General features: G+C 64.0%; 15 protein-coding genes and 4 pseudogenes. 11 read left to right on the top strand and 8 right to left on the bottom strand.

Features of this window, described 5'->3' with window-relative positions:
- Window positions 1-209 precede the first annotated feature (209 nt).
- The 5 genes and pseudogenes from HAP54_RS44480 to HAP54_RS44500 all read left to right on the top strand — a co-directional run bounded on the left by HAP54_RS44480 (window position 210) and on the right by HAP54_RS44500 (window position 4,944).
- Window positions 210-623 carry a Zn-ribbon domain-containing OB-fold protein gene (locus HAP54_RS44480; RefSeq protein WP_029083979.1) on the top strand — a complete coding sequence of 138 codons (414 nt, stop codon included), beginning with the start codon at window positions 210-212 and terminating at the stop codon, window positions 621-623.
- A gap of 4 nt (window positions 624-627) precedes the next feature.
- Window positions 628-1,767: a thiolase C-terminal domain-containing protein gene (locus HAP54_RS44485; protein WP_166297763.1), complete on the top strand. Its 1,140-nt coding sequence runs from the start codon at window positions 628-630 to the stop codon at window positions 1,765-1,767.
- A 128-nt stretch (window positions 1,768-1,895) separates the two neighbouring features.
- Window positions 1,896-2,805, top strand: a pseudogene (locus tag HAP54_RS44490) (SDR family oxidoreductase).
- 198 nt (window positions 2,806-3,003) lie between these two features.
- On the top strand, window positions 3,004-4,116 hold the full coding sequence (locus HAP54_RS44495) for an SMP-30/gluconolactonase/LRE family protein (RefSeq protein ID WP_176422101.1): 1,113 nt from the start codon (window positions 3,004-3,006) through the stop codon (window positions 4,114-4,116).
- Window positions 4,117-4,231: 115 nt separating this feature from the next.
- A pseudogene (locus tag HAP54_RS44500) lies at window positions 4,232-4,944 on the top strand (IS5 family transposase).
- Between the two features lie 54 nt (window positions 4,945-4,998).
- Here the strand turns inward: HAP54_RS44500 and ppc are convergent.
- From ppc to HAP54_RS44515, 3 genes and pseudogenes are all read right to left on the bottom strand, one after another.
- On the bottom strand, window positions 4,999-7,791 hold the full coding sequence (ppc, locus tag HAP54_RS44505) for a phosphoenolpyruvate carboxylase (RefSeq protein ID WP_166307056.1): 2,793 nt from the start codon (window positions 7,789-7,791) through the stop codon (window positions 4,999-5,001).
- Between the two features lie 244 nt (window positions 7,792-8,035).
- Window positions 8,036-9,581, bottom strand: a pseudogene (locus HAP54_RS44510) (acyl-CoA synthetase).
- A 168-nt stretch (window positions 9,582-9,749) separates the two neighbouring features.
- A complete protein-coding gene (locus HAP54_RS44515; protein WP_166297764.1) occupies window positions 9,750-10,559 on the bottom strand; it encodes a crotonase/enoyl-CoA hydratase family protein in 810 nt (269 codons plus the stop codon).
- A gap of 100 nt (window positions 10,560-10,659) precedes the next feature.
- Here HAP54_RS44515 and HAP54_RS44520 point away from each other — a divergent pair, with 100 nt between their 5' ends.
- Entirely contained in the window at window positions 10,660-11,535 is an 876-nt protein-coding gene (locus tag HAP54_RS44520) for an SDR family oxidoreductase (protein WP_166297765.1), read from the top strand.
- Between the two features lie 279 nt (window positions 11,536-11,814).
- Window positions 11,815-13,360: pseudogene (locus HAP54_RS44525) on the top strand (fatty acid--CoA ligase).
- A 174-nt stretch (window positions 13,361-13,534) separates the two neighbouring features.
- Here the strand turns inward: HAP54_RS44525 and HAP54_RS44530 are convergent.
- Together HAP54_RS44530 and HAP54_RS44535 are read right to left on the bottom strand one after the other, a co-directional pair.
- Window positions 13,535-14,008, bottom strand: a complete 474-nt coding sequence (locus tag HAP54_RS44530) for a GFA family protein (protein WP_166297766.1) — start codon at window positions 14,006-14,008, stop codon at window positions 13,535-13,537.
- A 25-nt stretch (window positions 14,009-14,033) separates the two neighbouring features.
- The gene (locus HAP54_RS44535; RefSeq protein ID WP_029083969.1) at window positions 14,034-15,308 is read right to left on the bottom strand and encodes an acyl-CoA dehydrogenase family protein; all 1,275 of its coding nucleotides are present in this window, start codon (window positions 15,306-15,308) and stop codon (window positions 14,034-14,036) included.
- A gap of 214 nt (window positions 15,309-15,522) precedes the next feature.
- Here HAP54_RS44535 and HAP54_RS44540 point away from each other — a divergent pair, with 214 nt between their 5' ends.
- Window positions 15,523-16,302: an enoyl-CoA hydratase-related protein gene (locus tag HAP54_RS44540; protein WP_166297767.1), complete on the top strand. Its 780-nt coding sequence runs from the start codon at window positions 15,523-15,525 to the stop codon at window positions 16,300-16,302.
- 131 nt (window positions 16,303-16,433) lie between these two features.
- Here HAP54_RS44540 and HAP54_RS44545 read toward each other — a convergent pair whose 3' ends face one another.
- Genes HAP54_RS44545 through HAP54_RS44555 form a run of 3 tightly spaced genes read right to left on the bottom strand, consistent with a single transcriptional unit; the run spans window position 16,434 to window position 18,587 of the window.
- The gene (locus HAP54_RS44545; protein WP_166297768.1) at window positions 16,434-16,808 is read right to left on the bottom strand and encodes a DUF6285 domain-containing protein; all 375 of its coding nucleotides are present in this window, start codon (window positions 16,806-16,808) and stop codon (window positions 16,434-16,436) included.
- A gap of 1 nt (window position 16,809) precedes the next feature.
- Window positions 16,810-17,796, bottom strand: coding sequence for a phosphotransferase family protein (locus tag HAP54_RS44550; RefSeq protein ID WP_166297769.1), 987 nt, complete (start codon window positions 17,794-17,796; stop codon window positions 16,810-16,812).
- On the bottom strand, window positions 17,793-18,587 hold the full coding sequence (locus tag HAP54_RS44555; RefSeq protein WP_166297770.1) for an enoyl-CoA hydratase/isomerase: 795 nt from the start codon (window positions 18,585-18,587) through the stop codon (window positions 17,793-17,795). The genes HAP54_RS44550 and HAP54_RS44555 overlap by 4 nt, the downstream gene beginning before the upstream one ends.
- Window positions 18,588-18,738: 151 nt before the next feature.
- Here HAP54_RS44555 and HAP54_RS44560 point away from each other — a divergent pair, with 151 nt between their 5' ends.
- The 3 genes from HAP54_RS44560 (at window position 18,739) to HAP54_RS44570 (ending at window position 22,271) form a co-directional block, all read left to right on the top strand.
- A complete protein-coding gene (locus tag HAP54_RS44560; RefSeq protein ID WP_029083964.1) occupies window positions 18,739-19,521 on the top strand; it encodes an SDR family NAD(P)-dependent oxidoreductase in 783 nt (260 codons plus the stop codon).
- A gap of 921 nt (window positions 19,522-20,442) precedes the next feature.
- Window positions 20,443-21,620, top strand: a protein-coding gene (locus tag HAP54_RS44565) for an IS3 family transposase (RefSeq protein WP_224741512.1) whose coding sequence is annotated in 2 segments (ribosomal slippage) — window positions 20,443-20,740 and window positions 20,740-21,620 — 1,179 coding nt in all. Because the reading frame shifts where the segments join, the coding sequence is not laid out codon by codon here.
- Between the two features lie 273 nt (window positions 21,621-21,893).
- Window positions 21,894-22,271: a VOC family protein gene (locus tag HAP54_RS44570; RefSeq protein ID WP_166215295.1), complete on the top strand. Its 378-nt coding sequence runs from the start codon at window positions 21,894-21,896 to the stop codon at window positions 22,269-22,271.
- The last annotated feature ends 30 nt before the right edge of the window (window positions 22,272-22,301 follow it).

The raw sequence follows: 22,301 nt of genomic DNA on the forward strand, positions 1-22,301 counted from the left end.
GAACGTGCCCTTGACGTATCTTGGACCGCGGCCCTTCTACGCGCCGGATCGGAGCGACACAAGCATCGCGGCCTTAGCAATTGTGCGAGCGGCGGAATATGCGGCATGCGCGAAACACAGGCCGCTGCGCGGGGCACGGATGGACCGTTGACGGGGCTCGGTCCAATGGCGCATCAAGTCTGTAACGATTTCGGGAGGAAACATCAGACATGGCCGAGCCCGCGCGCGCAAAACCAAAACCGACGCCTGAGACCCAGCATTTCTGGGATGGGACCAAGGCCGGCGAGCTGCGCCTGCAGCGCTGCGACGCCTGCGCCAATGTCTATTTTCCGCCGCGGCCGTTCTGCCCCTCCTGCGCCTCGCGCAAGGTCTCGGTCTTCAAGGCCAGCGGCAAGGGCAAGCTCTACAGCTATGTCATCAATCATCGTCCTGCGGCGCCCGGCTTCACGCCGCCTTATGCGATCGCTATCGTCGAGCTCGACGAGGGCCCGCGCCTGATGAGCAACATCATCGATTGTCCGCAGACGCCGGAAGCGCTCGAGCTCGACATGCCGCTCGAGGTCGCCTTCGAGGCACTCGACGACAAGATCACCCTTCCCTTGTTCCGTCCGGCGAAGGGGTAACGCGATGCGCAGAAACCAGGTTGCCGTCGTCGGTGCGGCAGAGACCACCGAACTCGGCGTCATCCCGAACATGTCGCAGATCCAGCTGCACGCGGATGCCGCACTGAACGCGATCGCGGATGCTGGCCTAAAGCTGTCCGACATCGACGGCTTCGCCACCGCGGTCGAGACCCCGCAGCAGATGGCCCACTATCTCGGCATCACGCCGACCTGGGTCGACGGCACCTCGGTCGGCGGCTGCTCCTTCATGCTGCATGTCCGCCACGCCGCGGCGGCGATCGAGGCCGGCCTCTGCAAGATCGTGCTGATCACCCATGCCGAGAGCGGCAAGTCGATGATCGGCAAGCAGCCGCGCTTCACTGCAGCCGACAGCCTCAACGGCCAGTTCGAGTCACCGTTCGGCGTCTATGGACCACCGAGCATGTTTCCGATTCCCGTGCTGCGCTTCATGAAAACGCACGGCATCACCCATGAGCAGCTTGCGATGGTCGCGGTCGTGCAGCGCGAATGGGCGGCGAAGAATCCGCGGGCGACCATGAAGGACCCGATCACGGTTGCCGACGTGCTGAACTCACGGATGATCGCCTATCCGTTCCGGCTGCTGCAATGCTGCCTCGTCACCGACGGCGGCGGCGCCTTGATCCTCACCTCGGCCGACCGCGCCAAGGATTTCCCGCAGAAGCCGGTCTATATCCTCGGCACCGGCGAGAGCGTGGAAACGCCGATGGTCAGCCAGATGAAGACGTTTGACTCATCGCGCGCCTTCAAGGTGGCGGGTCCGCTCGCCTTCAAGGAGGCCGGCATCGCGCACAAGGACGTCGACCATCTGATGATCTACGACGCCTTCGCGCATCTGCCGCTCTACGGCCTCGGCGACCTCGGCTTCATGCTCCATGAGGAAACCGGCAAGTTCATCGCCGACGGCAACACCCGACCCGGCGGCAAGCTGCCGCTCAACACCAATGGCGGCGGGCTGAGCTACATGCACTCCGGCATGTACGGCATGTACGCGCTGCAGGAGAGCGTGCGGCAGATGCGCGGCATCGCGCCGGCGCAGGTGCCGAACGCGAAGATCTCGGTCTGCCACGGCGTCGGCGGCATGTTCGCGGCGTCAGGCACGATCATCTTTACGAACGAGAAGTAACGCCCGTCATTCCGGGGCGCGCAAAGCGCGAACCCGGAATCTCGAGATTCCCCGATGCGCAATTGCGCATCTGAGGTCTGGTGCTTCGCACCATCCCGGAATAACGGACAGCAACAAGGAGAACCCACATGGCAAAATCACTGCAGGATAAAGTCATCATCGTCACCGGCGCGGGCCGCGGCATCGGCCGCGAGATCGCGCTGCTCTGCGCGGCTGAGGGCGCCAAGGTCGTGGTCAACGATCCCGGCGGCGCCGCCGACGGTGGCGGCTCGAGCGCCGCGCCTGCCGAGGAAGTGGTCGAGGAGATCAAGAAGCGCGGTGGAACGGCTGTTGCCAATTTCGAGTCGGTGGCGGAAGCGATTCCCGCCAGCAAGATCGTGAAGACCGCGACCGACCACTTCGGCCGGCTCGACGGCGTCGTCAACAATGCCGGCATCCTGCGCGACATGATCTTCCACAAGCGTGGAAGCCTTCGAGGCCGTCATCAAGGTGCATCTGATGGGCTCGTTCTATGTCAGCCACGCCGCAGCGCGCATCTACCGCGAGCAGGAGTCGGGCTCGTTCGTGCACTTCACCTCGACCTCCGGCCTGATCGGCAATTACGGCCAGGCCAACTACGCCGCCGCCAAGCTCGGCATCGTCGGCCTGTCGAAGTCGATCGCGCTCGACATGGGCCGCTTCAACGTGCGCTCGAACTGCGTCTCGCCGTTCGCCTGGACCCGCATGATCGGCACCATCCCGACCGAGACCGATGCCGAGAAGGCGCGGGTCGAGAAGATCAAGCAGATGGGCCCCGAGAAGATCGCGCCGGTCTGCGCCTATCTGCTCTCCGACGCCGCCAAGGATGTCACCGGGCAGATCTTCGGCGTGCGCATGAATGAGATCTTCCTGTTCGGCCAGCATCGTCCGGTGCGCTCGGTTCATCGCGGCGAAGGCTGGACGCCCGAGACCATTGCCGAACACGGCATGCCGGCGCTGAAGGGATCGTTCGCCAAGCTCGACCGCTCGGCCGACGTCTTCACCTGGGATCCGATCTGAACTGAACTGATCTGATCTGATCTTGGGATCCGATCTGACAGTTTTATGAAAAAGTCGCCTCGGTGAACTCTGCGCGCAATCACGCACGAGGCCGGGGCGACACACTCTTTGGTTGTTTCATCATAGCGCGCCCGCATTGTGCCAGAATTGCGGGTGCATGATCGCCCTCCCGATAACAAAAAACCTGGGAGGACTTTCGTGGCAAATCCAAGCAACATTCAGAAACACGAGGGCGACGGCGCGAAGGCGTTCGACCGTCGAACCATTTTGCGCGGCGCAACCGCGCTTGCTGCAACTGCGATGGCTGCATCCGATGCTGCCGCGCGCGACTTCGGCCGCAACGCGGAGCCGCAGCGTTATCCCGACCCCGATATCGTCGTGATCGACGACAAGCGCTTCAAGGCCAAGGTTGGCAACACCGCGATCAAGCGGCTCTACACCGGCTGTCTGTGGGCGGAAGGCCCGGCCTGGAACGCACAGGGCCAGTATCTGGTGTGGAGCGATATCCCGGCCAACCGGCAGTTGCGCTATCTCGACGATGACGGTCACATCTCCGAGCAGTTCCACAAGCCGTCGAACGAAGCCAACGGCTCGACCTTCGATTTCGAGGGCCGGCAGATCACCGCGGAGCGCACGCGGCTGGTGCGCTACGAGCACGATGGAACCGTCACGTCATTGGCGGAGCAGGCCAACGGCAAGCAGCTCAACGGGCCGAACGACATGGTCGTGCATCCCAACGACAAGTCGATCTGGTTCACCGATCCCGGCTATGGCGCGATCTCGATCTATGAAGGCCAACTGGCCAACACCGGATCGAAGCAGCCCTACCAGAAGGAGGCGGTCTATCGCTTGGACGCATCGACCGGCCAGGTCACCAAGGTCGCCGACGAACCGTTCAAGCCGAACGGCATCGCCTTCAGCCACGACTACAAGAAGGTCTATGTCTGCGACACCGGCATCACGCATTATCCGAACGCCAAGAACATTGTCTGGCAGTACGACCTCAACGGCGACAAGCTCTCCAACCCACGCACGCTGATCGACATGACGCTGGACGGCAAGTCGGGCTTCCCGGACGGCATGCGGGTCGACGTCGACGGCAACATCTGGGTCGGCGCCGGCTGGGTCGGCCCGGGCTATGACGGCGTGCAGGTGTTCGCACCCGACGGCCAGCGCATCGGCCAGATCCTGCTGCCGGAGACCTGCGCCAACCTCACCTTCGGCGGCAGGAAGCGCAACCGCCTGTTCATGACGGCGAGCCAATCGCTCTATGCGGTCTATGTCGAGACCAGAGGCGCGCATAACTGCTGATCTAACCGTCGTCCCGGCCTAGGGCCTGTTTGGATTCCGGATTCTCATCCTGGCTTGGTTGTGATTCAAGCTTGGGATGGACCGATTCGTTTTGACTGATGCCCAATGGGCGAAGATGGAGCCGCTTTGTCTTGGCAAGCCGGGTGATCCCGGCCGGAGCGGCAATAACAACCGGCTGTTTGTCGAAGCCGTGCTGTGGATTGCGCGCACGGGCAGTCCGTGGCGCGATCTGCCGCGCGCCTTCGGCAACTGGATAACCGTGTACACGCGCTTCCGCGACTGGGCCAAGGCGGGCGTCTGGAAGCGCATGTTTGATGCGGTCTCGGACGAGCCGGACATGGAGTACGTCATGGTTGATGCCACCATCGTCAAAGTCCACCGCCACGGACAGGGCGCAAAAGGGGGACGCAAAACCAGGCGATCGGCCGCTCGAAAGGCGGAATGACCACCAAAATCCTGGCACTGACCGACGCGCTCGGCAATCTCCTGCGTTTCGTGCTGCTGCCAGGACAGCGCTTCGACACGGTCGGCGTCCCGCCGTTGATCGAAGGGCTGACCTTCGATGCGATGATCGCCGACAAGGCGTTCGACAGCAACGCCATCATTGCCGACCTCGACGCACGCGGCGCCAAGGTCGTCATCTCCCAGCACCCGCGGCGCGCAAAACCTCTCGCCATCGACGCGGAAATCTACAAATGGCGACATCTGATCGAAAATTTCTTCTGCAAGCTCAAGGAATTCAAGCGGATCGCCATGCGAGCCGACAAAACAGATATCAGCTTCGAAGCCATGATCAATCTCACCGCCGCTGTGATAAATTCAAGATGAATCCAAACAGGCCCTAGTGCGCGATTGCGCACGGGGGCCGGGACGACACTGTGGCTAGCCGCTATTCCTCAACCCCGCCGAAATCCCGTTGATCGTGATCTGAATCCCGCGCAACACCTGCTCGTCCGGGTTCTGCGCGCGATGCTCCTTCAAGAGCTCGACCTGCACGTGATTGAGCGGATCGAGATAGGGGAAACGGTTGCGGATGCCGCGGTCCAGCAGCGGGTTGCCTTGCAGCAGCCGGTCGTGGCCCATGATGTCGAGCAGCGTCTCGATCGACAGATGCCACTCGCGGCGGATCTGGCCGAAGATCTTCTCGCGCAACGCGACGTCGGGCACCAGCTCGGCATAACGCGAGGCGATCGCGATCGAGCTCTTCGCCAGCACCATGTCCATGTTGGACAGCAGCGTGCGGAAGAACGGCCATTCCCGGTAGAGTTCCTGCAGGAACGGCATGCCCTGCTCCGGATGCTCCGCGATCCAGGTCTCCACCGCCGCGCCAAAACCGTACCAACCCGGCAGCATCAGCCGGCATTGCGCCCAGGAGAACACCCAGGGGATGGCACGCAGGTCCTCGATCTCGCGGGTCTTCTTGCGCGAGGCCGGACGGCTGCCGATGTTCAAGGTCGCGATCTCGCTGATGACGGTGGAGCCCCAGAAATAGTCGGCAAAGCCTTCGGTTTCATAGACGAGGCCACGATAAGCCTTGAAGGCGAGCGCGGAGAGCTGCTCCATCGCCTTGAGATATTCGGTACGCGGCGCGCTCTGCCGCGGCTGCAGCAGGCTGGTCTCCAGCGTCGCCGCGGCGAGAATTTCCAGATTGCTGCGGCCGACCTCGGCATTGGAATATTTCGAGGAGATGATCTCGCCCTGTTCGGTGATGCGGATCTGGCCGTTCACCGCGCCGCCGGGCTGCGCGATGATCGCATCATAGCTCGGGCCGCCGCCGCGGCCGACCGAGCCGCCGCGGCCGTGGAACAGGCGCAGCCGCACGCCGTGGCGCTCGAACACCTCGACGAGTCCGATCTCGGCCTTGTAGAGCTCCCAGCCCGAGGTGACGAAGCCGCCATCCTTGTTGCTGTCGGAATAGCCGAGCATCACCTCCTGCACGCTGCCGAGACTGTCGACCAGTTTGCGATAGTCGTGCAGCACCAGCATGCGGTCCATGATCCCGCTCGAGGCCTGTAGATCCTCGATGGTCTCGAACAGCGGCACGACGTTGATCGCGCTGCGGCCGGACGGATTGACCAGCCCCACCTCCTTCAGAAGCACCGCGACCTCGAGCATGTCGGACATGCCCTTGCACATCGAGATGATGCACTGGGGGATCACCTCGGGGCCGAATTTGGCATGGGCCTCCGCCGCGGCACGGAACACGGCGAGCTCGCTTTGGGTCTCTTCGGAATATTTGACGAAGGGCGAGACGAGCGGCCGCGCGCTGCGCAACTCGCCGAGCAGCAGGCTGACGCGGGCGTCCTCGCCGAGCGCCAGATAGGACATGCCGGAATTCGCGGTATCGAGCAGCTCGGCGATGGTGCGCTCATGCACCGCCGAGTTCTGGCGGATATCGAGCCGCGCCAGATGGAAGCCGAAGCAATCCACCGCGCGCCGCAACAGCCGCAGCCGGCCGCGCGCGATCACGCCGGAATTGTTCGCGATCAGCGAGCGATTGAGCACGTCGAGATCGGCCTGGAATTCCTTGACGCTGGCATAGGGTTCGGCCTTGCCAACCGGCGGCCGCGTGGTCTCGACCTCGAGCCTCCTGGCGGTGGCCGCGAGCCGCGCATAGATGCCCGAGACGGCCAGCCGATAAGGCTCGCCGCTGCGATGCGGTGAGGTGTCGGGCGAGCGCTCGGCAAGGGTCCGCAGTTCGTCCGACACGTCGGCGAGAAACGCCGCCAGCGACAGCTCGGCACCGAGCGCGTGCAGCTCCTCGAGATAGAAGCTGAGCACCCGGCTCGACTGCAGCCGCAGCGTGCCGCGCATCACCTCGGCGGTGACGAACGGATTGCCGTCGCGATCGCCGCCGATCCAGCTTCCCATCCTGAGGAACGAGGCGAGTTCGCCCGCTTCGCCACCCTCCTTGTTGAGCCGGTCCTCCAGCGCGCAATGCACGCGCGGGACCTCCTGCAGGAAGGTGTAGTCGTAGAACGACAGGCCGTTGGCGACCTCGTCGAGCACGGTCAGCTTGGTCCGGCGCAAGAGATTGGTCTGCCACAGCGTCACGACCGCGCGGCGGAGCTGCTCGTCGCTGGCCTCGCTCTCCTCCGGGGTCATCTGCAGCCGCTCGCGGCGGTCGAGCAGGTCAGCGATCTCCATCTCGCGGTCCATCGTGCTCTTGCGGCGGACCTCGGTCGGATGCGCCGTCAGCACCGGGCTGACCAGCGCGCTCCTGAAGAAATCGCGCAGGTCGGCCGGGCTGATGCCGGCCTGACGGGCATGGACCAGCGTCTGCTCCAGCGTGCTCGGCCGCGGCGCCCCGCTCGGGCCGCGGCTGCGCATCTGGCGGATGTTGTTCTGGTCCTCGGCGATGTTGGCGAGGTGGGAGAAATAGCTGAAGGCGCGGACGATCTGCAGCGTCTCGGCGATCGACATGCCGTCGAGGATGCCCTCCAGCTCCCGCCGCGCCAGCTTGTCCTCGTCGCGATGGAACCGGACCGAGGTCTGGCGGATGCGTTCGACCAGGTCGAACACGTCGGCCCCCTCCTGGTCGCGCACGGTGTCGCCGAGGACGCGGCCGAGCAGGCGGATGTCGTTCCGGAGCCGTGCATCCTCCTCCTGCGCCTGCACTTCTGCCGCGCGCCTGGCCTGGAGATCGGTCTCGGAAGGCATGGTCTGGGGAGGCAAGATCTGGGGAGACATGGCTGGCTACTCCAGAGGCTGCCGGGCTCGCTCCAAATGTGCGCATTTTTTGCCGCAGCGCAAGATGAACTTGGGGGCGGTGCACCACTGTCCGTCGTCCCTGCGAAAGCAGGGACCCATAACCACCGATGCCCGAGGTTGGCATCCGATGGGGCCACGGCTCGTGCAAGCAGAGGCATCCGTGGTTATAGGTCCCGGCCTTCGCCGGGACGACAGCGAGTTTGTGCTCCTAAATCCTCCGCCCCGCCCGCTCCCAATACGGGTCACGCAGCCGGCGCTTGAAGATTTTTCCGGAATCCTCCCGCGGCAGGTTGGTCTGGATCTCGATGTGCTTGGGCACCTTGTAGTCGGCCAGCGCGGTCTTCAGCTGGGCGCGGACCCCTGCGATGTCCAGCGTGACGCCCGGCTGCGGCTCGACCACCGCCATCAGCGCCTCGCCGAACTCGGCATCGGGAATGCCGAACACCGCGCAATCGTGCACGCCGGGGACCGCGTGCAGCACCGCCTCGATCTCCGCCGGGTAGATGTTGACGCCGCCTGAGATCACCATGTCGCGCTTGCGGTCGCAGATGAAGACATAGCCGTCGGCGTCGATATAGCCGACATCGCCCGAGGTGATGAATCCCTCGCGGTCGATCTCGGCCCGCTTCTCGGACTTGTTGTGATAGGTGAAATCGGGATTGCCCTTGATCCGCGAATAGATTTCGCCGATCTGCCCCTGCGCCACCTCCTGGCCATCGTCGCCGATGAAGCGCAGCTCGGCGCCGGGCGAAATCTTTCCGACCGTGCCCGGCTTCTTCAGCGCGTCCTCCGAGGTTGCAAACGTCACCGCGCCCGACTCGGTCGAACCGTAGAATTCGTAGATCACCTCCCCACCAGTCGATCATGGCGCGCTTGACGTCGGCAGGGCACGGCGCCGCGGCGTGGATGATGTGGCGCAGCGACGACATGTCGTACTTGCTGCGCACCTCCTCCGGCAGCTTCATCAGGCGGATGAACATCGTCGGCACCATGAAGATGGTGTCGATCCGCTCGCGCTCGATCAGCGCCAAAAATTGCTCCGCGTCGAAGCGCGGCATCAGCACCAGCGCGCCGCCGAGCTTGCCCGAGCGCAGCCCGAAGGAATTCGGCGCGGAATGATACAACGGCCCCGGCAGGATCGCGCGTGCCCTCGGCTTCAGGCCGTAGATCATCCCCCGCATCGCTTCCGCATTGGCGGTCTGCTCGGGCGTCGGCGCGAAGCGGCGCACGCCCTTCGGGTGGCCTGTCGTCCCCGAGGTGTAGATCATGTTCTGCGGCTGCGGCACCACCGGGCCGTCATAGCGCGGGAACTGGGCGAGCCAGGCTTCGAAATCGATCGCGAAATCCGGCGTCGTCAGATGATCGGGATTGATCTTGTAGTTGGCGAGGATTTCCGGCGGCGTCGGCACGCTGAGCACGGTGACGTCAGGCGGGATCGCGCCGCGCAGCGGATGCAACATGTCGGCATGGCCGATCAGGACGCGCGTGCCGGAATCCGTCAGCACGTAGTTGATCTCCTCCGGCTTGAAGTGCCAGTTGATCGGCACGCCATAGGCGCCAAGCCGCATCGCTGCGTAGGCGGCCTCGATGAAGGCGATGTCGTTGCGCATCAGCATGCAGACGCTGTCGCCCGGCTTGACGCCGAGCTTGTTCAGGCCGCTGGCAATGCGCTCAGTGCGCTCGGCCACCCCTGCGTGATCGCGCCGGCGCTCGCCGCTGATAATGCCGAGGAAGGGTTGGGACGTTTCGCTCATCTGTTGTTCTTGTTCTTCGTTGTTGGTTAGCGACGCTGGAAGTTGTCGTCATCACCGGGCTTGTCCCGGTGATCCACGTGTTCACCGCCGCAACGAAGACGTAGATGGCCGGGACATCTGCGCGAAGACGCGCTTCGCGCTTTTGCCCGGCCATGACGGCGGAGAGATTCACGCATCCGCAAACCTTGGCGCGCGCTTCTCCAGATTGGCGCGCACGGATTCAGTCTGGTTCGGGCTGCCGAGCAGCTTCTGCTGCTCGACGGATTCCGCCAGCAGCGCGGCTGCCGGATCGACCGACAGATTGTTCAGCATCCGCTTGGCGGCACGGATGGCATCCGGGCTCTTGCCGGCGATCTCGCGCGCGACTTCCAGCGCGGCAGCGCGCGGGTCGTCGCAAACGCGGGTCGCGAGGCCGTAGCTCTGCGCTTCCTGCGCCGAGAAGATGCGGCCGGTGTAGGTGAGCTCACGCAGGATGTCGTCGCGCACCAGGCTCGCGAGGATCGGCGTGCCCGCCATGTCGGGCACCAGGCCCCATTTGATTTCCATGATCGACATCCGCGCATCAGTCGAAAGGAAGCGCATGTCCGCACCGAGCGCGAGCTGGAAACCGCCGCCGAACGCGACGCCATGAACCGCGGCGATCACGGGCACCGGAAGCTGGCGCCAGCCCCAGACCGCCTGCTGCGCGAAATTGGCCTTGCCATGGGTGCGGATCGTGAGGTCACGGTTCTCGCCACCCGGCACCCCGTTACCGCCGTCCTTCATGGCGGCGAACCGCCCCATGTCGAGCCCGGCGCAAAACGCCCGGCCCTCGCCTGATAGCACCACCACCCGAACGGCTTTTTCCTTTGAAAGCCGGTCGGTTGCGGCGACCAATGCCTCGAACATCGCGGCATCGAGCGCGTTCATCTTGTCGGCCCGCACCAGGCGGACATCGGCGATACCGTCCGAAATCGATATCGAAACGCGATCTTGCATTGAAATCTCCTCCGCTGTTCCTTGATGGCGCTTTACACAAAGGCCGTTGTCCGCTTTTAGTCAATCGACCAATTAACTGACAACCCCCGTGGAGGAAACGATGTTCTCTGATCAGCTTCTTACCGGGCGGCGCATCCTGGTCACCGGCGGCGGCACCGGCCTCGGCAAGGCCATGGCCTCGCGGTTCCTGCAGCTCGGGGCCGAGGTGCACATCTGCGGCCGCCGCAAGAGCGTCTGCGACGAAACCGCCACCGAATTGATGGCCGAGCATGGCGGACGCGTGGTCAGCCATGGCGTCGACATCCGCAATGCCATGGCGGTCGACGAGATGATCGAGGCGATCTGGACCACCAGCGGTCCGCTCACCGATCTGATCAACAACGCCGCCGGCAATTTCATCTCGCGCTCGGAAGAGCTCTCCGCGCGCGGATTTGATGCAGTGGCCAACATCGTGATGCACGGCACCTTCTACGTCACGCACGCGGTGGGCCGGCGCTGGATCGCCGGCGGCCATCGCGGCAATGTGGTGTCGATCACGGTGACCTGGGTGCGCAACGGCTCGCCCTATGTGGTGCCGTCGGCGATGAGCAAGTCGGCGATCCACGCCATGACCATGTCGCTTGCGATCGAATGGGGCCGCCACGGCATCCGCCTCAACACCATCGCGCCCGGCGAGATCCCGACCGAAGGCATGAGCAAGCGTATCAAGCCCGGCGACGAGGCCGGCGCGCGCACCAAGGCGATGAACCCGATGGGCCGCGTCGGCACCATGGAGGAGTTGCAGAACCTCGCGGTGTTCCTGATCTCCGGCGGCTGCGACTGGATCAACGGCGAGACCATCGCCATGGACGGCGCCCAGGCGCTCGCGATGGGCGGCAATTTCTACCAGCTGCGCGACTGGAGCGACGATGACTGGACCAAGGCGCGCGAGTCGATCAAGGCGCAGAACGAGAAGGACCGCGCGGCGCGCGGCTGACGCGACAGCTCGCGCCTCAACCTCAACTGTCGTCCCTGCGAAAGCAGGGACCCATAACCACCGCTGCGCGTCGTTGAGCTCGCTGGGGCCCCAGCATCGCACCACACTCGCATTTGTGGTAATGGGTCCCGGCCTCCGCCGGGACGACGATGTTGAAACATCGCAGCCACTTCCCCCGTATTGTCTTTGCTGCCGGATGCCGCCACACTCCGCGCAACCAAAACAAGTCGTCACGGGGGAAACATGTCCGCTGCGCCGAAACTGACCAACCTTGCCGACATGGTGCGCGACCGCGCCAGCAGTCTCGGCGATGCGCTGGCCTATGAGTTCGAGGGACGGCAAACCAGCTTCGCCGAATTCGACATCAAGACCAACCGTGTCGCCAACGCGCTGATCGCGATGGGCGTCAAAAAAGGCGAGCGCATCGCCTATCTCGGCAAGAACAGCGACTTCTATTTCGAGCTGTTGATGGGCGCGATGAAGGCCGGCGTGGTGATGGCGCCGGTGAACTGGCGGCTGGCGGGCCCCGAGGTCGCCTTCATCGTCGACGACTGCAAGGCACCGATCCTGTTTGTCGGCCCCGAATTCGTCACGCAAGCGCGCAACATCAGGGACAAGCTGCCCAGCGTTCGCACCGTCATCACGACCGAGGGCGGCGCGCCGGAATGGCCCGACTATCTCGCCTGGCGCGGCGCGCAGAGCGACGATGACCCCCCGCGTCCCGCTCGAGCCGACGGACATCGCGATCCAGCTCTACACCTCGGGCACGACGGGCAAGCCGAAGGGCGCGATGATGTCGCACGCCAACTTCCTCAACCTCGTGCAGAGCGGCAACGAGGCCGAGAAGCCGGAATGGAACCGCTGGACCACCGACGACGTCTCGCTGGTGGCAATGCCGATCTTCCACATCGGCGGCTCCGGCTGGGGCGTGATGGGGCTCTATCACGGCGCCCGTGGCGTGATCGCGCGCGAATTCGACCCGACCAAGGTGCTCGATTTCTTCGAGCAGTCCGGCATCACCAAATTGTTCATGGTGCCGGCCGCAATGCAGTTCGTGGTGCGGCAGCCGCGCGCGCGGCAGGTCGACTTCTCCCGTTTGAAGTACATGCTGTATGGCGCCTCGCCTATCCCGGCGGCGCTGCTCAAGGAATGCATCGAGGTCTTCAAATGCGGCTTCGTGCAGATGTACGGCATGACCGAGACCACCGGCACCATCGTGGCACTGCCGCCGGAAGACCACATCGAGGGGCTCGAGCGGATGCGCTCGGCCGGCAAGGCGCTGCCCGGTATCGAGCTTGCGATCCTTGATCCGGACGGCAAGCCGCTGCCGCCGGGCGAAGTCGGCGAGATCGCCACCCGTTCCGGCTCCAACATGGTCGGCTACTGGAATCTGCCCGAGGCCACCGCGCGCACCATCGACAATGACGGCTGGCTGCGCACCGGCGATGCCGGCTACATGGACAGTGACGGCTATCTCTACATCCACGACCGCATCAAGGACATGATCATCTCCGGCGGCGAGAACATCTATCCGGCCGAGGTCGAGAGCGCGCTGTGCGACCACCCCGACGTGGCCGAAGCCGCCGTGATCGGCATCCCCGACGACAAATGGGGCGAGGCGGTGAAGGCCGTGGTGGTGATGAAGCCGGGCAAGAGTGCGACGGCCACCGACATCATCAACTTCACCCGCGAGCGGATCGCGGGCTACAAGACGCCGAAATCGGTCGACTTCATCGCCGCGCTGCCGCGCAATCCGTCGGGCAAGATCCTGCGGCGGAATTTGCGTGATCCGTATTGGACGGGCAAGGACCGGCAGGTGAATTAGCCTCCTCTGTCGTCCCGGCCAAGCGAAGCGCGAGCCGGGACCCATAACCACCGTTGTTTGTGGTGGTGAGACGCTGGGGCCACATCTCGTTCAACCAATAGCCTGTCGTGGCTATGGGTCCCGGCCTTCGCCGGGACGACGATGGAGAGAGAGAGAGAGAGAGAGAGGCTCCCCTCACGCCTTCTTCATCCTCTCCCGCAAGACGCGCCAGCGTTCTTGCGCTTCCTCCGGCCAGACCGCTTTCCGATCGTAATACTCGGCGAACACCTTTGCGCCGGGCGAGAACGTCACCCAGGGCTGCCTGGACGACGTGAAGATGTGCGCATCGGGCGGGAACTGGCTCGGATCATCCAGCGTGCCGACGCGGACGAAGCGTACCGCCGGTCCCGAGCCCGGATAATTGCTCCACACCGCGACTTTGCAGATCGGGCAGCGCGCGATCTTCTGCCCCTTGCCGCTCGCCGACGGCGTGTCGACGATCTCGGGCTCGGCCGCGATGTGCTCGACCCGCTCGGCCTCGTACATCGCGTTGAGCGCATGCACGGTGCCGGTCTCGCGCTGGCACCACGTGCAGTGGCAGGCATGCACGATCAGCGGCCTGCCGGTCAGGCGGTAGCGGACGTTTCTGCAGGTGCATCCACCTTCCATGTCGACCCGCTCCCTCGTTTATCCCTCAGTGCTTGCCGGCTCCCATATAGCCGAACAGGAAGCCCGCCACCTTGCGCTTCTGGATCTCCTCGCTGCCTTCGGTGATGCGATAACGGCGGTGGTGGCGATAGATGTGCTCGAACGGCTTGTGGCGCGAATAGCCCATGCCGCCATGCACCTGCATCGCGCGGTCGGCGGCCTCGCAACACAGACGGTTTGCCCAGAAGTTGCACATCGAGACCCGGTCCGACAGCGTGTGCTCGACCTGCGCCTGAGTCAGCTGATCCATCTCCCAGGCGGTCTTGCGGATCAACAGCCGCAGCATCTCGGCCTGGGTCGCAAGCTCGACCAGCGGCCACTGGATCGCCTGGTTCTCGGCCAGCGCCTTGCCGAACGGTTTTCGCTCGCGCGCATATTTCACACTTTCGTTGATGCAATACACGGCAGCGCCGAGCGAGCTTGCGGCCTGACGGATCCGGTTCTCATGGACAAAACATTGCGCCAGCGACAGGCCGCGACCGACCTCGCCGAACTGCGCATCTTCAGGCACGAACACGTCGGTGAAGCTGACGCGGGGATGATCGGTCGGCATGTTGAAGGTCCACATATACTCTTCGACCTTCACCCCCGCCGATTTCGCCGGCACCAGGAAGCAGGTGATGCCGCGCGCATCGCCGTCATTGCCCGAGGTACGGGCAAACAGCGCGCAATGGGTCGCGACATGCATGCCTGTCGTCCACATCTTCTCGCCGTTGATGATCCAGCCCTTGACGTTGTCGCGCGTGGCTTGCACCGCCCTGGTTTCCATATGCGTGGCGTCGGAGCCGTGCTCGGGCTCGGTCAGGCCGAACGTGATGCGGTACTTGCCGGTGATCGAGCCGTCGATCATCGCCTTCTGCTCGTCGGTTCCATAGCGGTCGAGCATGGTCACGATCGGCAGATTGCCGACGATGGAGTGTTCGTTCTGCAAGTCGTTGTGCAGGCCGAGCCCCTTCGAGGCAAAATGTTCGCGGATCACAGCCATCCAGAGATTGGAGCCGTCCTTGCCGCCATAGCGCTTCGGGATAGCGAAGCGCAGATGGCCGGCGGCGTCGGCCAAGTTCTTGACCTTGCGCAGCAACAGCTCCCATTCATGGCGCGGCAGGCCGCCCTTGTCGAAATCGGTACGCGCCCATTCGCGGCGATGATCGAAGAAGCGGATGTTGTCATCAGCCGCTTCCAGTGGCTTGATCTCGCGTTCGATGAAGCGGTCGAGCTCGGCGAGATAGGCTGTCAGGTCAGCCGGCAGATTGAAATCCAAGGTCGTCTCTCCCGGAAAATTCGTTGATTTTGATTTTGCGTCTAGGCGCTATCGCAAACACGCGTTCGGATCGATTAAGGTGAGAAGCGACAGGCCAAGTCAAGCAGGCCGATGGCGCCTGCGGTCGCGTTGCGTAATTGGATGGCACGGGACGGCGCGCAGGCGTTAGGATACGCAACATATTCTTCGCCACAGAAAATCGACGGGAGCCAACATGGATCTGAAATTCTCCAGGGTGACGCGCAAGGGTCCCATCACCATCGTGACGCTGTCGCGGCCCGAGGTTTACAACGCGCTGCATATCGACGCGCATTTCGAGCTCAACAAGGTGTTCGACGATTTCTCCGCCGATCCCGAGCAGTGGGTCGCGATCGTCACCGGCGCCGGCGACAAGGCGTTCTGCGCCGGCAACGACCTGAAATGGCAGGCCGCCGGCGGCAAGCGCGGCTGGGACAAGGGCGGCTTCGCCGGCCTCACCAGCCGCTTCGACTGCGACAAGCCGATCATCGCCGCCGTCAACGGCGTCGCGATGGGCGGCGGGTTTGAGATCGCGCTGGCCTGCGACCTGATCATCGCCTCCGAGAATGCGACCTTCGCCCTGCCCGAGCCGCGCGTCGGCCTTGCCGCGCTCGCCGGCGGCGTGCACCGGCTGCCACGGCAGATCGGGCTGAAGCGCGCCATGGGCATGATCCTGACCGCGCGCCATGTCAGCGCCAAGGAAGGCCTCGAGCTTGGCTTCGTCAACGAGGTGGTGCCGCAGGGCGAGGCGCTTTCTGCCGCCGAGCGCTGGGCCGAGACCATCGCCAAGAACTCGCCGATGTCGATCCGCGCCTCCAAGCAGGCGATCCAGCGCGGTCTCGAAGTATCGCTGGAACAGGCGATCGCCGAGCAGCGCGAGTATCCGGCGGTGAAGGCGATGGCCACCTCGCAGGATTACATCGAGGGACCGAAGGCGTTTTCGGAGAAGCGGCCGCCGAAATGGCTGGGGCGGTAAAAAGACTCTCATGTCCCGGACGCGGTGCAGCGTACAACGCTGCGCCGCAGAGCCGGGACCTGCGGCTGATGGACCCCGGATCAGCAGCGCACCGCTTCGCGCTGCGCAGCGTCCGGGGAACGTACCCAAAGTTACTTATTCCCCAACTCCCTCTTGTAGGACGCATAGTTCGGCTGATCGACGGCGAGCTTGTCCATCGTGGTCTGCCAGAGATGCTCCGATAGCCCCGGCGTGTTCAGATCGACCTCGCCGCTTGCGATCTTCGCCGACAGCGCGCCGTTGAGCTCCATCACCGTACCATCCGCACCAAGGAGCTGCTTCAGCCGCGCGGCCTCGGTCGTATCGCCCGCCTCGGCAAACGCAAGCTGCCGCGTCACCAGATCGAGAGCGTTGATGCCGACGCGCAGCTTGAAGCTGTTGTGCCCCTTGATCGCAGGCGCGATCTCGGTGCGCAGGAAATCGGCGACGGCCTTGATCAGTTCGGTGGGTGTCGGTTCGTCCTGCATCTTACTTGCCTCGCGGCGCTAGCAGTCTGAGTAGGTCAATTTCAGTTTCGGACGCCCGCCGTCCAATCATCGCCCGCTCCATCGAATGATCGGGGCCGGAGCGGAAGCGCTGCATCATGCCGCAGCACATCACGCCCCAGCGCAGCGTGCCCATCACTTCCCAGAACAACACGCGATCGGGGTCTGCCTTGCGGCCGGCTTCTTCATAGCCGGCGAACAGGTCTTCGCGTGTGCCAAAACCGCCGACCGGCTTGTCGATCTCACCGAAGCGCCACGAGTTGACGCAGATCCAGCCGAGATCCTCCATCGGATCGCCGGTGTGCGCGAGCTCCCAGTCGAGCACCGCACGCACGCCATCGGGACCGATGATCAGATTGCCATGGCGGAAATCGCCATGCACCAGCGTCACCTCGGACGATGGACCGGGATCGTGATCGCGCAACCAGCGCAGCGCCAGCTCGAACACCGGCCGCGGCCAGTTGAAGCTGTGATATTCGCGGGCGAGATCCTCGATCTCCTTGGTCGCCGTCAAACTGCGCAGCTGCGGCAGTTTTGCCTGCGGCAGGCCATGAATGCCGGCGATGACTCTGCCGAGCTGGCGGGCCAGGATCGGCCGCGCCCCGGCAAATTCCTCGTCGCGCAAAATTTTCCGCGCGATGGTCTCGCCCTCGACGCGCGCCATGATGAAGCCGCGGCCGAGGCCGTCCTCCGGCGTCAGCACATGCAACACCTTGGGCGACGGCAGGCCCGCGTCGTGCGCAAGCTGCATCAGCGTGGCCTCGGCATCGAGGCCGGCGGCACGGCCCGGCGCCGCACCATAGCCCGGCGGCGCGCGGCGCAGGATCGCGCCGATCGTGCCGCTCGGGTGGACGATGTCGAACGTCCAGGTCTCCTGGCTGGCGCCGCCGGAGAGCTTTGCGGCGCCACTGACGCCGGTCGCGCCGGGATGAAAGGAGGCGACGCAGCGGGTGAGCTCGGTCTCGATCATTTGCCCTTGAACTTCGCCGGACGCTTCTCGAGGAATGCGGTGACGCCTTCCTTGAAATCCTCGGCGCTGCCCGCGATGCGCTGCGACTCGAATTCCAGATTGAGCTGCTCCTCGAACGAATTCTCCGGGCTGTCCCAGTAAAGCTTGCGGATCAGCGACAGCGCGACCGTCGGGCCGTTGGCGAGCTCATGCGCGAGCTTCATGGTCTCCTCCATCAGCGCGCCGTCGTCATAGACGCGGTTGACGAGGCCCCATTCCAGCGCCTTCTCGGCCGGCAGCCGCTCACCGAGCAGCGACAGCTCGACCGAGCGCGCCTTGCCGATCAGCCGCGGCAGCAGCCAGGTCGAGCCGCAATCCGGCACCAGGCCGATGCGGCGGAACGCCTGCAGGAAATACGACGAGCGCGCGCACAGCACCAAATCGCCCATCAATGCAAAACTCATCCCGGCGCCGGCGGCCGGACCGTTCACCGCGGTCACGATCGGACAGTGCAGCTTACGCAATCGGCGCAGGAAGGGATGGAATGCGGTCTCCAGCGCGGCGCCGGCGTTGCTCTTGCCCGGCTTCGCTTGCGTGTTGCGGCCCTGCAGATTGGCGCCGGTGCAGAAGGCGCGGCCGGCACCGGTGATGACCAGGCAGCGCACCTCGTCGCGCTTGTCGTCGATCGCATCCATTGCCTCGGCAAGCCCGCCCAGCATGTCGAGCGAGACCGCGTTCATGACTTCCTTATGGTCGAGCTTGAGGATCGCGACCGATCCGTCGAAGTCGAGCGTGACGTGTTTGAACTGCATGGTTTCCTCTTTACGTTGCTTCGGCGGTTGGTACCGCGGTAGGTCGATGTTTCGACCCATATTTGATTTTTGTGCCGGGCTTGTCCATGGTCGGCAGCAAGCCCATCCGTGAACGCGTGATTAGCGCGCACCAAACCAAATGGAAACCCCAATGAGTGGCATCTTCGATCTCACCGGCCGCGTCGCCGTCATCACCGGCGGCAATGGCGGCATCGGCCTCGGCATCGCGCAGGCGCTGAACGCCGCCGGCTGCAACGTCGCGATCTGGGGCCGCAATGCGGAGAAGAACGCCAACGCGGCGGCTTCGATGAAGGCCGGGCCCGGCAAGGTCGCGACGCAATTCTGCGACGTCACCGATCCCGGCTCGGTCAAGACCGCGATGAAGGCGACGCTCGACACCTTCGGCCGCGTCGACGGCTGCTTCGCCAATGCCGGCATCGGCGGCGGCGGACGCCGCTCCTTCATCGACCGCACCGAGGAAGAATGGCGAAAAATGTTCGCGACCAATCTCGACGGCGTGTTTCATGTGTTCCAGGCCGCGGCGCGCCACATGACCGAGCGCGCCGAGGCGGGCGACAGATTCGGCCGGCTGGTGGCGACCTCGAGCCTCGCCTCGCTCTTCGGCACCGCGCGCAACGAGCACTATGCCGGCACCAAGGCCGCGCTGAACGCGCTGTGCCGCGCGCTCGGCGTCGAGCTCGCCCGCCACGGCGTCACCGCGAACGCGATCCTGCCCGGCTGGATCAAGAGCGACATGACCGCGGGCATCATGGCCAACGACAAGTTCGTCGCCAACGTCATGCCGCGCATCCCGCTGCGCCGCTTCGGCGAGCCGAGCGATTTCGGCGGCATCGCCGTCTACATCATGAGCAAGGCATCGTCCTATCATACGGCGGATTGTTTTGTGATCGATGGCGGGTACACGGCGTTCTGACGACGTTGCTGCCGCCACGTCCGCAACTGTCGTCCTGGCGAAAGCCAGGACCCATAACCACAGCATTTGGTTATGAACGGGATCGTGGCTCCAGCGTCGCCCAGCAACACATGCGTGGGATAATGGGTCCCGGCCTTCGCCGGGACGACACTGAGTGTGTTGCACGGTTTGTGGGTCATACATCCGCATCCTCGCGGCGCTGAAGCGTCGGAGTCTTGCGTTAACTTGCTCCCTCATCAAGCAGAGGGCGCAGGGAAAGCCGGGTGCCGATCGCACCCATGGGTCCCGTGCAAATGGAAAGCACGGGAGGTAGGACCACAGTTGTAACCGGAAACTCCGGCTTTCCGTGCGCGATGGTTTACGGCTTACTTCGTGCTCTCCCCGGCGAGACTTGGCTTCTTTGTCACCGCCTTCGTGAGAACGCTACGCGTTCTACAAGGGGACACCTGCCACTAGGGCGTCAGGACCACACGACTTCACCGTCCGCTTCGCGTGCTCTCGTCAGTCACACACTCCGCGTCCACCGCATCCCACACCGCGTTCGTGACGACCGCGAAGCGCCCCTCGATCGGGTGAGACGGGCGAACCATACACTGAGTTTCCGTTCCGATAAACCGAAATATTTTTGCGCGAGGGGCTTGCGCCGTCGGGCAACTCAGTGATTGGCGCGTGAGGGAAGCACTGGCGGAAGGGTTCCCTCTCCCCTTGCGGGAGAGGGTTAGGGAGAGGAGTGCCACACGGCGAACTCTCTCCGAGTTTGTCACAGCGGCAAGCGAACACGTTGCGAGAGCGATGCGCTCATCGATCAGCTCGCCCGGGGCTACCCCTCTCTCCCCACCCTCTCCCGCAAGGGGAGAGGGTGAACCTCCTCCGAATTGATGGACACCTGTAGTAGGCTCGAAGAGCCAGGAGAGGTGTTGGATGGAAGGACGTCAGCGTAGGTCGTTTACGGACGACTATAAGCGGCAAGCGGTCGATCTGGTCGCTTCGAGTGGCCGCTCGATCGGATCGGTGGCCAAGGAACTTGGCCTGCGCGATTCAGTTTTGCGGCGCTGGGTGGAACTACGTGGAACTGGGCGAGAGCCGACGGCTGCGGCGCGGCGCCCCACAACGCAAGCGACGCTGCCGTCGGCGGACCACGCGGCGGAGATCGCTCGTCTGCAGCGAGAGAACGAGCGGCTGCGCATGGAGCGCGACATTTTAAAAAAGTCGATCGCGATCTTTGCTGGGGGGCCGAAATGAGATTCCGCTTCATCGAAGATCGCCGCGCCGACTATCCTGTGACGATCCTGTGCGACGTGCTCGGTGTCTCGCCGGCCGGCTATTATGCTTGGCGCTCCCGGCCGGAGAGCCAGCGATCGGTCGCCAACCGTGAGCTTGTCGACGACATCAAGCGCGTCCATCGCGAGACAAACGGACGCTACGGCAGCCCGCGTATCCATGTCGAATTGAAGGCCCAGGGCCGCGGGGCGAGCCGTGGCCGCATCGAGCGGCTGATGCGCCATCACGGTATCAGGGCCATCATGGCACGGCCTCGCCGGGTGCGGACGACCGATAGCCGTCACGACCTCCCGATCGCGGCGAACCTGCTCGAGCGCAACTTCACCGCCACTGCGCCGAACCGGATCTGGCTCGCCGATATCACCTACATCGAGACCGATCAGGGTTGGCTCTATCTGGCCACCGTCATGGATTTGTACAGCCGCAGGATCGTCGGCTGGGCGATGGCGGATCATTTGCGTGCCGAGCTGCCGCTGGCAGCCTTGCGGATGGCCGTCTCAGCGCAGCGGCCTGGCGCCGGTCTGATCCATCATTCCGATCGCGGCGTCCAATACGCATCGGCGGAATACCGCAAGGTCGTGCAATCTGCCGGCTTGAGGGCATCGATGAGCCGCAAGGCCGACTGCTATGACAATGCTCCAATGGAGAGCTTCTTTCACACGCTCAAAATCGAGTTCGTCTACCACACTCACTATGCAACACGCGCAGAGGCCACACGTGATATCTTTGCTTACATTGAAGGCTTCTACAATCGAACTCGTCGTCACTCCGCCATCGGCTATGTCAGTCCGATCGAGATGGAGCTAAAAGCAGCTTAACCTTGTCCATTTTTTCGGGGGAAGATCAGGGAGCCTAAGCAGCGTGCTCACCTCACCGTCATTCCGGGCTCTCGCTTCGCTCGCCCTCAGGTGCGCAATTGCGCACCGGGGAATGACGAATGGAAACGGCGTTGCTTCAGACCACCCACCGCGCGACTTGAGGCCGCTTCCGCCGCGGCAAATCTGCTGCTAGCGTTCGACCGGCATGCACGCGGCGTGCGGGACATCGCGCAGCATTGCGGCGCGCCAGGACAAGCAGGGAGGATATTTCAGATGTTTTCACACGTGATGGTTGGCACCAACGACCTGGACAAGGCCAAGGCGTTCTATGACGCGTTGCTGGCCACGCTCGATGTCCGGCCGGCCCGGGTCGACGGTCACCGCATTATGTACCTCACCAAGGCCGGCATTTTCATGGTTTCCAAACCGATCAACGGCGAACCGGCGACGCACGCCAATGGCGGCACGATCGGCTTTGCCTGCAATTCGCCGGAGCAGGTCGAGGCCTGGCATGCGGCCGGCGTCGCCAACGGCGGCAAGCCCTGTGAGAACCCGCCCGGCGTGCGGGAGGGTTCTGGCGTCAAGCTCTACCTCGCCTATCTGCGCGATCTCGACGGCAACAAGATCTGCGCGATGCACCGGATGGTCTGAGCGCCTGCCGCCAAATTCGATCTTGAGACC

The organism is Bradyrhizobium sp. 2S1 (assembly GCF_011516625.5).
Classification (GTDB): Bacteria; Pseudomonadota; Alphaproteobacteria; order Rhizobiales; family Xanthobacteraceae; genus Bradyrhizobium; species Bradyrhizobium septentrionale.

Excerpts from the sequence above, each read along its gene's own strand:
- HAP54_RS44480 (WP_029083979.1), top strand. The coding sequence starts at position 210 with ATGGCCGAGCCCGCGCGCGCAAAACCAAAACCGACGCCTGAGACCCAG.
- HAP54_RS44485 (WP_166297763.1), top strand. The coding sequence starts at position 628 with ATGCGCAGAAACCAGGTTGCCGTCGTCGGTGCGGCAGAGACCACCGAA.
- HAP54_RS44515 (WP_166297764.1), bottom strand. The coding sequence starts at position 10,559 with ATGCAAGATCGCGTTTCGATATCGATTTCGGACGGTATCGCCGATGTC.
- HAP54_RS44520 (WP_166297765.1), top strand. The coding sequence starts at position 10,660 with ATGTTCTCTGATCAGCTTCTTACCGGGCGGCGCATCCTGGTCACCGGC.
- HAP54_RS44530 (WP_166297766.1), bottom strand. The coding sequence starts at position 14,008 with ATGGAAGGTGGATGCACCTGCAGAAACGTCCGCTACCGCCTGACCGGC.
- HAP54_RS44540 (WP_166297767.1), top strand. The coding sequence starts at position 15,523 with ATGGATCTGAAATTCTCCAGGGTGACGCGCAAGGGTCCCATCACCATC.
- HAP54_RS44545 (WP_166297768.1), bottom strand. The coding sequence starts at position 16,808 with ATGCAGGACGAACCGACACCCACCGAACTGATCAAGGCCGTCGCCGAT.
- HAP54_RS44550 (WP_166297769.1), bottom strand. The coding sequence starts at position 17,796 with ATGATCGAGACCGAGCTCACCCGCTGCGTCGCCTCCTTTCATCCCGGC.
- HAP54_RS44555 (WP_166297770.1), bottom strand. The coding sequence starts at position 18,587 with ATGCAGTTCAAACACGTCACGCTCGACTTCGACGGATCGGTCGCGATC.
- HAP54_RS44560 (WP_029083964.1), top strand. The coding sequence starts at position 18,739 with ATGAGTGGCATCTTCGATCTCACCGGCCGCGTCGCCGTCATCACCGGC.
- HAP54_RS44570 (WP_166215295.1), top strand. The coding sequence starts at position 21,894 with ATGTTTTCACACGTGATGGTTGGCACCAACGACCTGGACAAGGCCAAG.